Source organism: Flavobacterium reichenbachii (assembly GCF_002217435.1).
Classification (GTDB): Bacteria; Bacteroidota; Bacteroidia; order Flavobacteriales; family Flavobacteriaceae; genus Flavobacterium; species Flavobacterium reichenbachii.
This window is the reverse complement of the sequence record NZ_MUHF01000003.1, coordinates 184,362-197,803: the sequence shown is the minus strand read 5'-3', so window position 1 is coordinate 197,803 and position 13,442 is coordinate 184,362. Positions and strand designations below refer to the sequence as shown.

Below are 13,442 nucleotides of genomic sequence, written 5' to 3'. Positions count from 1 at the left end.
CAAAATTATATTTAGACAGAGTAACCATAATATATCATAACATGAATGTAATTCAAATTCAAGACCTAATAAATAAAATTGGAGAATTTAATAAAAATACTGATTTAAACGAATATTCAGAGAGAGGTGAAGAAATTTTAGAATCACAATTGAAAATAATTCAAGACTCTAATGAAGAATTAAACCATAAGCTTCTTATTCAGTTAAAAGAAAAAAGTGGTGTTGAGCTTTTGCAAAAATTTATTAAGCTTATAGATACGAATGGTGCAGATTTGCACACACTTTATCATAAATATAGAAGAAAATTATCAGAATCAAATGATTCAAATCCAATTTACACAAAGTCTATTCCAATCCTATGCAAATTAATTGATTCAAAACTTGACGTTTTAACAGATTTAAAACGAGATTTGATTATAAAAATTGCAAATTTTGATTACAGGATAAGTACTGATTTTGATTATAATTCAAACACATTGTCAGAGTTGAATCAAAATCAGAAAAATGGAATTACTGATAGAGCAATTTTCAATCTGAGCAAAAAAGAATCTATTATGCTACTTTATATCCTTGAAAAAACAGGTTTGATAAAGTTTGAAAGTGATGGACAAATATCTAAATTCATTGAAAATAATTTTTGTTTCACTGAAATAAGAGACAATGCAGGCAATAATGGTCAAGTTTCACTTATGAAGGATGTTCGTAGTGAAATATCAAATTTAAGAGCAGGACATAAGTCAGATTCTAACAATAAGATTTTAGAGAAACTATTAAATAAATTAAACGACACTATTCATCTATTTGAATTCTAAACTTAACAATTGTTAACTTCAAAAATTTGTTGGCAACAATTTTTTAGACCTTCGCAGTATCAAAACAAAACAATTGATACTATGAAAGAAACAAACGAAACCTTCGAGCCAGTTATTAAGCTATTAGAAGAGCTTAAAACTAAAATTGACAATATCGAATCTCCTAAGCGATATTATCGAAACAAGCACCTTAAAATGTATTTCGGACTTAGTGATAATACTATACTAAGTTACCGTGACAAAAACTTACTTCCCTTTACTAAGATTGGAGATATCTATTATTATCCAATTACTGAGATAGAGAGCATTTTAGTCAAGAACAGCAATTTTGATTTGATGAATAATCGATTAAATCAAAGCGCATAAACTTCAAAGTCTTTCCTAATCTGGAGAGTAAATAATCAAAAAATAGTAAAACAAAAAAAATCCATTTGAATATGGACAGGAAGAGAACACCCCAAACTTAACGTATAACATAAAAAAATAAAATAAAAATGGCAAAAAACATGAAGAAAGTAAAATTAACAAATGAAGAATTGAACTATTTATACAATCTAATTTGGGAGATAAATAGCAAACTAGGATTGATTAGAAACGATGAAAGCTTTGAAGACGCAACGGAAGGAGGAATACGAGGTTTGCTTTTTTTTATTCTAGCAACCTTAACTTATCCAGAGTCTAAAGGATACTTACTACACGATGATGGTAAAAGGGAAGTTTTAAGTACTGTTCAATTCTCAAATGAGGAGAGATTTTTTATAATTAAAATACTTGAAGATGAAGAATTTAAAAATGAAAATCTATATAAAGATATCATTCAAAAAATCTTAAAGAAATTTAAAAAAATACAACCTAAATTCATTGGTCATCAATCAGTTCATCAAGACATCAGTGAATTACCTCATTACCTATTCGATTCTGAATAGATAAAACAATTAAAAATTTAACGAAATGCTTTTATGCCCAGCAATTGGGTACAGCACTTCCTACGACTAAAAATTAAAAATATTAACATTTAAAAACAATAAAATTATGGCTGAAAATAGCAAAATTGAATGGACGAATCACACGGCAAATTTATGGTGGGGATGTACAAAAGTACACACTGGATGTGATAACTGTTATGCATTGACCTTCGCAAAAAGAGTAGGTAATGATGTTTGGGGTGACGATAAACCAAGAAGAATGATTGCGGATGTGTGGAAGAAATTATCCCAATTCCAAAAAGAAGCAGAAAAAAAGAATGAAATCCACAAAGTCTTTGTTGGTTCAATGATGGACATTTTTGAAAAACCAAAATCCTTAGTAAATCACAAAGGAGAACCAATCAAAGAAGACGAAGCTGAGTTCTGGAATACTGGACAGCTACGAGACAAATTCTTTAACGAAGTTGTTCCAAATTCACCAAACTTGACATTTCTATTATTAACCAAAAGACCTTCAAATATCAATAAGTATGTTCCTGAGAGTTGGAAAGAAAATCCTCCAGCAAACGTGATGTTTGGCACGTCACCTGTTAGTCAGAAGACAGCAAATGATTTAATTCCACAACTAGCAAAAGTAAAAGGCAAACGATTCATTTCGATTGAACCTCAATTAGAGATGATAGACCTAACGGTTAACGCCAAGGAGACAGGTACTCCTTTGATAAGCTCGATAGATTGGATTATCAATGGTGGCGAGAGCGGTCATACAAAAAGACCATTTGATACTGATTGGGGAAGAAAATTACGTGATGACTGCATAAAGCACCAAGTACCATTTTTCTTCAAACAAATAGATAAAATACAAGCTATTCCTGATGATTTGATAATTAGAGAGTTTCCTAATAATCTTAACAACTAGCAACTAAATTCTTGGAGGGGGGTGAGCGGAATTGGGGGGTGGCAATTGAGCGGAGCCTAAACTTGTCTTTTAGTTGAGATATTGTTTTGACTAAAAAAAAGCAAAGCTCCGCAACGTTGATATTATTCTTTTAGAAAGAAAAATAAAATGCTTCGCAGAATATTGAGTTGAAGTTTGTTTTCCTAAAATTAATTCTAATAAACTATGATTATGTCAACTGCTTCGCAATTCAAATACGTTGATGTTATTCTATTTTCAGTTGGATTAATTTTAATAATTGAAAGCTAAATTGATTCTTGTTTCTCTAAAAGAATAAAAAAACAAATAAAACCTATTAGCGTGCTGAACATGAATATAATAGTTAGTACTAGTTTTATTTTAATATCTATTCTTATTTAATCTAGTAATAGTCTAGTTGATAGAGCTTCATTCAACATCCCTCCTGCTTTAACAACAATATCCCCCTGCTCTTTTGGAACCAGGTGCCGTTGTAATAACATCATACCACTGCGTTCAAAACAGCATCACCTGCTGAAATAAAACAAGTAAAAACAATTTAAAATCAAATAAATATGAAAGAAAAACAAATGAAAAACTTCGTAAAAGTATCCTACAATTTACTAGCGACAACAAAACTATCTTCAACCCAAAAATTATTTGTTTCCTACATCCTAGGATGGCAAAAGAATGGAAAAATCTGTTTCGAAACTAATAATAACTTAGCCTTGAGATTCGGCTTGAAATATAGTGGAATCAGGTCAGTTTTAAGAGAATTAAACAAATTAGATTTTTTCAGTTCCGTAAAAAAGGATTATAATGAGAAAACGGGTACCTCTGGACATGAAATTACGGTTAATATTGATAAACTTGATGCTTTTTTAACTCCTGAAAAATCGATTCAAAACATCGATTCAACTAAACAAAAAATAAGTCAATCTATTCTATCAACGACTGCTACTCAAAATGAGGATTCAAATGAAGAAGTTAGCAATTACAATATAGAAATCAACACAGGTAAGTCAAGTAAAAACATACTAACTAAACATCAATTGGATGACACAATTTCAGTCTATGATATTTTGGGTCAACTAGGATATGAAGAACCAGAAGATGTAGTGGATTTTATTGAAAAAGCAAATTCAACTTCAATGGATTTTCAAAAATTCATCGGCATAGCTAAAAGACTTCATAGCGAAAAAAAGCGTAATGATTATAAAGGGATTATAATTACAGATGAAGTTTTGGAAAAAATCAATCAAATAGTTCAAGTTTAAAATTCAATTTATCTGCCAGATTAAGGCTAAAAAATGTAAATTCGCCCATATTACTAAATTTAGCCTTAACAATGTCAGAAGACCATAAGAAACAACTCGAACAACAACTTTGGAATATAGCCAACACTTTACGTGGCAAAATGAATGCCGATGAGTTTCGTGATTACATATTGGGATTCATTTTCTATAAGTACCTAGCGGAGAAAATGGAAATTTTCGCCAATGATATATTAAAACAAGACAAACTCAAGTTCAGAAATCTTACTGGTTCAGATGAGAATACGCTTGAAATAATTGAAGCGGTTAAAGAAGAAGCACTGGATAAACTAGGTTACTTTTTGAAACCCGATGAACTCTTCACCGAAGTTGCTAAGCGCGGTAACAGCGATGTTGAAGGTATCAGCAACTTCATTTTAGAGGACTTGCAAAAAATCCTTACCAACATTCAACTGAGTACGATGGGCACCGAAAGTGAGGAAGATTTTGACAACTTGTTTGAGGATATGGATTTAAACAGTACCAAATTAGGAAAAACACCAGAAGCCAGAAACGAAATTATTTCAAAAGTGTTGTCCCATTTGGATAAAATTGATTTTAAGTTGGAACATACTGAATTAGATGTTTTAGGAGATGCCTACGAATATCTAATTGGTCAATTTGCAAGTAATGCGGGTAAAAAAGCTGGTGAATTTTATACTCCACAGGAAGTGAGTATGATACTTGCGAAAATTGTAACTACAGGAAAAGAAAAACTTAAATCTGTTTATGACCCAACTTGCGGTTCTGGTTCACTTTTACTTCGAGTAGCTAAGGAAGTTACAGATGTTGGTGATTTTTATGGTCAGGAAATGAATCGTACTACCTACAACTTAGCTCGTATGAACATGATTTTGCATGGTGTTCATTACCGAAAATTTGATATAAAACAAGAAGATACTTTAGAACATCCTCAACATAGAGAGATGACTTTTGAGGCGATTGTTGCCAATCCTCCATTTTCGGCACAATGGAGTGCTAATACTTTGTTTACCACTGATGACCGTTTTTCACAATATGGAAAACTGGCACCTAGCAGTAAGGCTGATTTTGCTTTTGTACAACACATGATTCATCATCTGGCTGATAATGGAACCATGGCTATTGTTTTACCACTCGGTGTTTTGTTTCGTGGTGGTGCCGAAAAACACATTCGCAGGTATTTAATTGAAAACCGTAATTATCTAGATGCCATTATTGGCTTGCCAGCTAATATTTTTTACGGAACAACTATACCAACGTGTATAATGGTCTTCAAGAAATGTAAAGAAAACCCTGAAGATGTTTTGTTTATAGATGCCAGCCAACATTTTGAAAAGGTAAAAACGCAAAATATTTTGCGTGAGGAACATATCGAAAAAATTGTTTCAACCTATAAAAACCGAAGCGAAGAAAAAAAATACAGCAAGCGAATTCTTTTGAACGAAATTGCCACAAACGATTACAACCTGAACATTCCACGTTACGTAGATACCTTTGAAGCCGAAGATAGCATTGACATTAACGCTATTGCGAATGAAATAAAAGCGTTAGACAAAAGCATTTCTGATACGGACAAAATACTGACTAATTTTTGTAAACAATTGAATATAGTAACTCCTTTTTAATCATGATAGATAAACAAAATAGACCAATTTTAGGGTTTCCTGAGTTTAAAGAGGAGTGGAAAAATAAAAAACTTAAAGAAGTAGCAAAAATAGGAAGAGGAAAATCTAAGCATAGACCTAGAGATGCAGAATTCCTTTATGGAGGAAAATACCCATTTATACAAACAGGTGATATCAGAAAAACCGAATTATATTTGACAAGTTTTACTCAAACATATTCTGAAGATGGTTTAAAACAAAGTAAATTATGGGATGAAGATACTTTATGCATTACTATTGCTGCTAATATTGCTGAAACTGCAATTTTAAAAATTAAAGCATGTTTCCCTGATAGTATAATTGGATTAATTCCAAAAGAAAATGAAACAACTGTATTATTTGTAAAACATTTATTTGATAAATTTAAAATTCAAATTCAAAGTTTATCACAAGGTGCGGCTCAAGATAATTTAAATCAAGAAAAATTATCTAATATTGATTTTACATTCCCAACCATTATTGAACAACAAAAAATAGCCACATTCCTTACAGCAGTAGATGAAAAAATACAAGCTTTAAAACACAAGAAAAACCTTTTGAAGCAATACAAGAAAGGCGTGATGCAAAAAATATTCTCGCAAGAATTGAGATTTAAAGATGATAGTGGAAATTATTTTTCAGATTGGGAGGAAAACAAGTTGGGAGAAGTATTGAAAAAAAATTCTAAGAAAAATAAAAATCAAGAATTCAAATTAGTTCAAAGTGTTAGTAATAAACATGGGTTTGTAAATCAAGATGAATATTTTGAAGATAGAATAATAGCTAGTAAGGATTTATCAAATTATTATGTAATTCAAAAAGGGGATTTTGCATATAATCCATCACGAATAGATGTTGGTTCACTGGCGTACAAATTTGACAATAAAACTTCAGTTATTAGCCCATTGTATATTAGTTTCAAAACTGATAAAAACTATCTAAATGATAATTTTTTATTAGAATGGTTCTTCACTGAAAAATTCACTAGACAAATGAATAGTTCTTTTGAAGGTAGTGTTAGAAATACTTTGAGTTACGAATCACTGACTAAAATTAAAATAGAATTTCCCTCTTTAGAAGAACAAACCAAGATTACCAATTTTCTATCGGCAATTGATAGTAAAATTAATCATTGTCAATCACAAATTAAAAAAACAGAGGTTTGGAAAAAAGGGTTGTTGCAACAAATGTTTGTGTAAATAAAATAAGTTATGGTTTCATTTTTCCATAGAAGAAAAGGTACATTAATTACTTGCGAGGATAGCTTAACAGCAGTTGTTTTTGATACGTTGAAATATTTGCCTACTGAAATATTTTGGTCAATAATTAAACGTTCGCTCTACTTTGACAAATTACCTACAGTATCAGGAGAATTACTGTCTATTTCATTTTGGGATAAATGGAATTCAGAAAATACTAGTAATTCTAAATTCGTTGAGCCAGATGTTTTTTTACGATTCAATCAATTCGATGTAATTATTGAAGCTAAAAGACTTGATGTGAAGCAACAAAGTATTAATCAAATGAAAAATGAAATTCAAGCATATTATAATGAATTTCAAGAAGATAAAAAGACTTTATACTTTATTCAATTAGGTGGATTACATCATAAAAATGATGAATTAAACTTTTCTTTTGAGGATAAGGAAGTTAAAATTTGCAAGACTGACTGGACAAAGCTATTGGAGCAAATAGTTATAGAAAACAATAGATTAAAAGAAAAAACATCTTCAATTGAGTTTGCTTTTATTCGAATTCTTGAAGATACCATAAATGGTTTTGCTCTCCATCGTTATTACCAAAAAAAATGGCTTAAAGACTTAAAAATAGACAAATCAAATCAAACTCAATCTATAGAAACCTTATTCTCTTATGCAAGAAAACACCAATAACATTCTGTATGAAGTTCGTAAATCTTATCGTTTATTATTCCAATATCAAGCTAGAATTTTAGACCTTATGGGATTCATCGGTGATTCTTTTGAGTGTAAGTATAAAGGAGGTTATCCAAGATTTAGCAATTCTTCACCTAATAAAGGAAGAGGCAGACTTGATAATTGGGCATGGGATTGGTTAAATATGTATTACTACGAATTTAACTTTACCAGAAAGTTGGCAAAAATAAATTTTTCTGTCTTTTTATTAAATGACACAGGTTTTTATGAAGCGAAATTTCAAGAAAAGAAAATACATGAAAAGAAAATTAGTGCATTTGAATCTTCAGAAAACTCTAACTCCAAATTAATTTTTGTAGCAAGCAAAAAAAACAGAACTGAGTGGTCAAAAATTTGGAGTTACACAAGTTTTACTTTGAACGAAACAGGCCAGATAGATTCGGGAGACGAGATTATGATTTTTAAAAGTTATGCTTTAGAAAATTTCTTCTCAGAAGATACAACAATTGAAATTTTAAAGGACTTTGAAAATTATTGTGAATCCTATGATTTAGTTTTTAGATACAAAGAAAAAACTGTATGATAAAACGAAATGAATTCATTCAACATGAGATTTGGATGTTAAGCACTTTTGGAGCTTTTCAGAGAGCAAACATTTACAAAGATGGAGTCACTGAAACTGAACGTAAACAATTCAGGACTAAATTAAGAGGCTATATAGAAAACAGCTTAATTACAAAGTACTTAGATGAAGTGACTGAAGAAAATCACATTCAAAATATTATTGCACTTTCTGAATATACAACTGAATTTAGTTCTATATTGAAACAAGGTCGAATCAACATTGGCATAAGTCAAAAATTATTAAACTTATATTTAAAATATCTTTGGTGCTTAGACAAAATAAGTGCACCACCACATTTTCCTGTAGATAGTATTATTCAAAAACATCTTAAGATAGTTAATCCAACCCCTTGGACTAAGATGACTAATGTTGAGGAATATCTCAGAGTTATTCAAGTAGCCAAGGATTTGTTGCCCAGTAAGCCTTATTCATCCATAGCAGAATTAGAGTTATATCTTTTTGAAAGAAATTAAAACTATAAAAAATGAATAGACAATATCAAATAAGTGTTTTGTCTAAAAATTAAAAATTTATAAGTGTTTTTCACTATTCATAAGCGTTTTTCACTATTTTTGAATAATCATTTTTCACTTTAAAACATGGATAGTAAGCGTTTTTCACTAAAGATAAGTGTTTTTCACGGTATTAAAGCACCCGAAGAAGGAACATTGGTAGGATATGGAGCCTTAATTGAAGCCTATTCATTATCAATGCCAATACCTAATCAATTGGCACTTATTAGTTCAAAAAAACGTCAATATACAAGTGAGAATTGGCAAGTATTAACTTCAAGACATGAGCCAGAAGATACCTTATACAAACAACTTGTATTCGCTTTAAAATACGAAGGAATTAATTTATTATTCTTTAAAAAATTATTTGAGACACTTACCGAACAAGAGATAACGGCATTGGTACAGATAGAACCACAAGGACAGTACAGCCGTAAAATTTGGTTTCTATATGAATGGTTATCAGGAAAAACATTGCCTATCCCTGATTTAGAAAAAGGAAACTTTGTTACTTTAATAGATGAAGATATCCAATTTGGATTATCAACAAGCACTAATTCCAGCAGACATCGTATCAAAAACAATTTGCCAGGAACAGTTGATTTTTGTCCGTTAATCCATAAAACGGAAAAGTTAACCAACTATATCAACGAAAATCTTTCCAATAAAAAGAATAGTTATTTAAAAGCTATTCACAAAGATGTACTACAAAGAGCATCAGCGTTTTTATTACTAAAGGATTCAAAAGCATCTTTTACAATAGAAGGAGAAAACCCAACTAATACACGTGCAGTTCGATGGGGAAAAGCTATTGGGCAGGCTGGTTCAAAACCTTTGGACAAAGAAGAACTACTTCGTTTACAACAAATAGTAATTGAAAACAGTCGTTTTATTGAAATGGGATTTAGAACAGAAGGTGGTTTTGTAGGTGAACATGAACGTACAACTGGAGAACCCATTCCTGAACATATTTCGGCTAAGTGGGAAGACATCGATATTCTAATAAATGGCTTGTTCGCTACTTATGAAAAAATGGAGGAATCAAAATTTGATGCTGTGTTAGCTGGTGCAACGATAGCTTTTGGTTTTGTTTTCATTCACCCATTTGTTGATGGTAACGGAAGAATTCATCGCTATTTGATGCATCACATATTATCTAAAATGCAGTTTGCACAACAAGGAATTATTTTTCCAGTATCAGCTTCAATTTTGAATCATATAGATGATTATAGATTAGTATTAGAATCCTATTCACACCCAATATTAGATTTCATTGAATGGAAAAAAACGAAGTCTAATAATATTGAAGTTTTAAATGACACTATAGATTTTTATCGTTATTTTGATGCTACTAAACAAGCTGAGTTCTTATATGACTGTGTAAATGATACAATTGAAAATGTCATTCCGCAGGAAGTAGACTATCTTCAAAAGTACGATGAAATGAAAAGTTATCTGGATGATATTTTTCAAATGCCTGATAAAATGGTAGCCTTACTTATTCGTTTTCTAGAACAAAACAATGGTAAACTTTCTAAAAGAGCATTAGAAAAAGAATTTTCAGCATTAACTGAAGAAGAAGTAAAAGAAATAGAAGAACATTACCAATTATATTTTAACTAATGTCAAAACAACCCGAAGCAGTATTAGAAGACCAGTTAGTTGTTCAACTTCAAAAGTTAGGATATGGTTTAGTAGTTTTAAAAGACGAAAATGAGCTTACTACAAATCTAAAGCATCAATTAGAAATCCATAATCGACAAGCACTCCTAAAAACGGCAAATGCTAAATTTTCAGCAACCGAATTTGAAAGAGTTTTGAATATATTAGCCAAAGGCTCGGTGTTTGAAAAAGCTAAAAATCTAAGAGAAAAGCAACACATCGTAAGAGATAATGGTGATAACTTATATTTCGAGTTCATCAATACTGAACATTGGTGCCAAAATCAATTTCAGGTTACACACCAAGTCTTAATTGACGGTAAATACAAAAACCGTTATGATGTAACCCTGCTGATAAATGGTTTGCCAATGGTTCAAATCGAACTAAAACGCAGAGGATTGGAGCTTAAAGAAGCATTCAACCAAATCAACCGTTATCAGCGACATTCGTTTGGTCACAATTCAGCTTTATTTCAGTATGTTCAGATATTCGTTATCAGCAATGGAGTCAATACAAAGTATTACGCCAACAACAAAAAACAATCTTTTAAGCAAACCTTTTATTGGACTGATAAAGAAAACAAACGACTTACTAATATCCTGAACGGATTCACTAGTGAGTTTCTGGAACCATGTCACATATCTAAAATGATATGCAAATACATCGTTTTGAACGAAACTTATAAAATACCAATGGTGTTGAGACCCTATCAATTTTATGCAGTTGAAGCATTGATAGACCGTGTAAAAAACAGCACTAAAAACGGATATATTTGGCATACCACTGGCTCAGGAAAAACACTCACATCCTTCAAGGCAAGTCAAATCATAATGAATTTGCCAGAGGTCAAAAAAGTAGTTTTTGTAGTTGATAGAAAGGATTTGGATTACCAAACTACCAAAGAGTTTAACAGTTTCAGCAAAGGAAGTATTGACGGAACCGACAATACCAAAGCATTGGTTAAGCAGTTTGAGAATGATACTAAGTTGATAGTGACCACTATTCAGAAACTAAATACCGCTATCAGTAAAAAGCAGTATTTGGAGAAAATGGATAAATTGAAAGACGAGCGCATTGTCTTTATCTTTGATGAATGCCACAGAAGTCAATTTGGCGACACACATAATCGCATTAAAGCATTTTTTAACAACATCCAGATGTTTGGATTTACAGGAACACCAATCTTTGCTGATAATTCCGTAAAAAATGATTTAGGAAGAAGAACCACTTCAGAACTATTTAGTGATTGTTTACACAAATACGTTATTACGGATGCGATTAAAGACGAAAACGTATTGAAGTTTTCAGTGGAATATGTGGGAAGATATAAGCAGAAAGCAGACCGAGAAACCGCAGTTGATATTGAAGTAGAAGACATTGACACAAAGGAGTTGATGGAAGACCCGAAACGATTGACAAAGATTGCTGATTATATCATTGACAACCATAGCCGTAAAACTCATAATAGAGAATTCACAGGTATGTTCTGTGTATCTAGTGTTGAAACCCTTATCAAATATTATGATATTTTCCACAGCAAAAAACTTGCTGGAGAACACAATCTAAACATTGCAACTATATTCAGTTATTCAGCTAATGAAGATGATAGTGATGCCAACGGATTTTTACCCGAAGAAGTATCAGTAGTAGAAGAACCAAGAGCTTTATACGGTTTACACGTTCACAGCCGTGAAAAATTGGATGAATTTATTAGTCATTATAATGAAATGTATGATACTAAATATTCAACCAGAGACAGCGAAAGTTTTTACAACTACTACAATGATATTTCTAAAAAAGTAAAAGAACGTAAGATTGATATTTTACTAGTAGTAAATATGTTCCTTACTGGGTTTGACAGTCCAACGCTTAGTACATTATATGTAGATAAAAACCTGAAATACCATGGTTTAATACAAGCATATTCCAGAACAAACAGGGTTTTGAATGAGCAAAAATCGCAAGGAAACATTGTCGTGTTCCGAAACCTAAAGAATGCAACAGATGAAGCTATAACGCTTTTTAGTAATAAAGATGCAATTGATGTAATTGTCATGAAACCGTATGAAGATTACACCAAGAAATTTAACGACGCATATGACCAGCTAATAAAGCTAACACCAACAGTTGAAAGTGTAAACGAATTGCAAACTGAAGAGAATGAATTGGAATTTATCAAGGCTTTCAGGGAGCTTATGAGATTACGAAATATCATGCATTCGTTTTCTGATTTTGACTGGTCGGATTTGGAAATGGATGAACAGCTTTTTGAAGATTATAAAAGTAAGTACCTAGACTTATACGACAAAGTAAAAACAGACCATCAAAAGGAAAAAGTATCCATTTTGGAAGATGTAGATTTTGAATTAGAGTTAATACATCGTGACGATATCAACGTAACTTATATTGTACAGCTTTTAATCAAACTGAAAGCCAATACAAAACAGGATACTTCCAAAACTGAAAAAGAGATTTTCAACCTATTAAACACCGAAGCCGATTTAAGAAGCAAACGTGAATTGATTGAAAAATTCATCAAAGAAAACCTTCCAGTTATTGAAGATACAGATGATGTAACACAGGAATTTGAAAAATTCTGGAGTATTGAACAACAAAATGCCTTTAATCAACTGGTAAAAGATGAAAATCTATCGCAGGAAAAAACAGAAAAACTAATAGAGAATTATTTGTTTTCGGAGCGAGAACCAATGAGAGATGAAATATTAGATTTGATTGAAGGCGAAAAACCAACTATTTTACAGAGAAAGAAACTAGGTGACAGAATTCTAAGCAAAATAATAGGTTTTGTAGACACGTTTATAAATGGAATTGCAGGGTAATCCTCCCTCCCAATAGGAGTCCTCCCCCGGTTAATGATTTTAACCTTTGTATAAATATGCCTAAGTTACCTCCCCGTGAGATTCCTTTTTATCAAGATGGCGTATATATAAGCACTAAATTGGTAAATTTTCTGACGATACTTTTTTATGTTGATATTTTGAAAAAATATTTTTTAAATTTTTTACCTAAAAAAAGGCGATTTTTATATCAGTTTAAACGTACCTTTTGTTCTTAAAATGCACTACGTTAGCATGTATTCATTCAGATGGCTAACCAGTCATTATTAGTTTTTTCTAGCAAAAAACGATGTTTTAA

12 protein-coding genes are annotated in these 13,442 nt (G+C 31.3%); all 12 read left to right on the top strand.

From position 1 onward, the window contains the following. Window positions 1-41 precede the first annotated feature (41 nt). The 12 genes from B0A68_RS04055 (at window position 42) to B0A68_RS04000 (ending at window position 13,126) form a co-directional block, all read left to right on the top strand. Window positions 42-812 (top strand): hypothetical protein, encoded by a 771-nt coding sequence (locus B0A68_RS04055; RefSeq protein WP_035684522.1) that lies wholly within the window; start codon window positions 42-44, stop codon window positions 810-812. An 81-nt stretch (window positions 813-893) separates the two neighbouring features. Then, window positions 894-1,178, top strand: a complete 285-nt coding sequence (locus B0A68_RS04050) for a MerR family transcriptional regulator (protein ID WP_123947475.1) — start codon at window positions 894-896, stop codon at window positions 1,176-1,178. 140 nt (window positions 1,179-1,318) lie between these two features. After that, window positions 1,319-1,738 carry a hypothetical protein gene (locus B0A68_RS04045; RefSeq protein ID WP_123947474.1) on the top strand — a complete coding sequence of 140 codons (420 nt, stop codon included), beginning with the start codon at window positions 1,319-1,321 and terminating at the stop codon, window positions 1,736-1,738. Between the two features lie 106 nt (window positions 1,739-1,844). Continuing rightward, the gene (locus tag B0A68_RS04040; protein ID WP_035684526.1) at window positions 1,845-2,657 is read left to right on the top strand and encodes a DUF5131 family protein; all 813 of its coding nucleotides are present in this window, start codon (window positions 1,845-1,847) and stop codon (window positions 2,655-2,657) included. A gap of 572 nt (window positions 2,658-3,229) precedes the next feature. Next, the gene (locus B0A68_RS04035; RefSeq protein WP_035684527.1) at window positions 3,230-3,931 is read left to right on the top strand and encodes a hypothetical protein; all 702 of its coding nucleotides are present in this window, start codon (window positions 3,230-3,232) and stop codon (window positions 3,929-3,931) included. A 71-nt stretch (window positions 3,932-4,002) separates the two neighbouring features. Then, window positions 4,003-5,574 carry a type I restriction-modification system subunit M gene (locus B0A68_RS04030; protein ID WP_035684528.1) on the top strand — a complete coding sequence of 524 codons (1,572 nt, stop codon included), beginning with the start codon at window positions 4,003-4,005 and terminating at the stop codon, window positions 5,572-5,574. Window positions 5,575-5,576: 2 nt separating this feature from the next. Then, a complete protein-coding gene (locus B0A68_RS04025) occupies window positions 5,577-6,791 on the top strand; it encodes a restriction endonuclease subunit S (RefSeq protein ID WP_051892580.1) in 1,215 nt (404 codons plus the stop codon). A 12-nt stretch (window positions 6,792-6,803) separates the two neighbouring features. Continuing rightward, on the top strand, window positions 6,804-7,484 hold the full coding sequence (locus B0A68_RS04020; RefSeq protein WP_035684529.1) for a hypothetical protein: 681 nt from the start codon (window positions 6,804-6,806) through the stop codon (window positions 7,482-7,484). Further along, window positions 7,465-8,070, top strand: a complete 606-nt coding sequence (locus B0A68_RS04015; protein ID WP_035684530.1) for a hypothetical protein — start codon at window positions 7,465-7,467, stop codon at window positions 8,068-8,070. Before B0A68_RS04020 ends, B0A68_RS04015 begins: the two co-directional genes overlap by 20 nt. Next, window positions 8,067-8,585, top strand: a complete 519-nt coding sequence (locus B0A68_RS04010) for a hypothetical protein (protein WP_035684532.1) — start codon at window positions 8,067-8,069, stop codon at window positions 8,583-8,585. The genes B0A68_RS04015 and B0A68_RS04010 overlap by 4 nt, the downstream gene beginning before the upstream one ends. 126 nt (window positions 8,586-8,711) lie before the next feature. Further along, complete coding sequence (locus B0A68_RS04005) at window positions 8,712-10,247, top strand: Fic family protein (RefSeq protein ID WP_035684533.1); 1,536 nt, start codon at window positions 8,712-8,714, stop codon at window positions 10,245-10,247. Further along, window positions 10,247-13,126 (top strand): type I restriction endonuclease subunit R, encoded by a 2,880-nt coding sequence (locus B0A68_RS04000; RefSeq protein ID WP_035684534.1) that lies wholly within the window; start codon window positions 10,247-10,249, stop codon window positions 13,124-13,126. The genes B0A68_RS04005 and B0A68_RS04000 overlap by 1 nt, the downstream gene beginning before the upstream one ends. The last annotated feature ends 316 nt before the right edge of the window (window positions 13,127-13,442 follow it).

Bases quoted from the DNA above. Each gene is read 5' to 3' on its own strand.
- B0A68_RS04045 (WP_123947474.1), top strand. From the start codon at position 1,319: ATGAAGAAAGTAAAATTAACAAATGAAGAATTGAACTATTTATACAAT.
- B0A68_RS04010 (WP_035684532.1), top strand. From the start codon at position 8,067: ATGATAAAACGAAATGAATTCATTCAACATGAGATTTGGATGTTAAGC.
- B0A68_RS04030 (WP_035684528.1), top strand. From the start codon at position 4,003: ATGTCAGAAGACCATAAGAAACAACTCGAACAACAACTTTGGAATATA.
- B0A68_RS04005 (WP_035684533.1), top strand. From the start codon at position 8,712: ATGGATAGTAAGCGTTTTTCACTAAAGATAAGTGTTTTTCACGGTATT.
- B0A68_RS04000 (WP_035684534.1), top strand. From the start codon at position 10,247: ATGTCAAAACAACCCGAAGCAGTATTAGAAGACCAGTTAGTTGTTCAA.
- B0A68_RS04050 (WP_123947475.1), top strand. From the start codon at position 894: ATGAAAGAAACAAACGAAACCTTCGAGCCAGTTATTAAGCTATTAGAA.
- B0A68_RS04055 (WP_035684522.1), top strand. From the start codon at position 42: ATGAATGTAATTCAAATTCAAGACCTAATAAATAAAATTGGAGAATTT.
- B0A68_RS04035 (WP_035684527.1), top strand. From the start codon at position 3,230: ATGAAAGAAAAACAAATGAAAAACTTCGTAAAAGTATCCTACAATTTA.
- B0A68_RS04025 (WP_051892580.1), top strand. From the start codon at position 5,577: ATGATAGATAAACAAAATAGACCAATTTTAGGGTTTCCTGAGTTTAAA.
- B0A68_RS04020 (WP_035684529.1), top strand. From the start codon at position 6,804: ATGGTTTCATTTTTCCATAGAAGAAAAGGTACATTAATTACTTGCGAG.
- B0A68_RS04015 (WP_035684530.1), top strand. From the start codon at position 7,465: ATGCAAGAAAACACCAATAACATTCTGTATGAAGTTCGTAAATCTTAT.
- B0A68_RS04040 (WP_035684526.1), top strand. From the start codon at position 1,845: ATGGCTGAAAATAGCAAAATTGAATGGACGAATCACACGGCAAATTTA.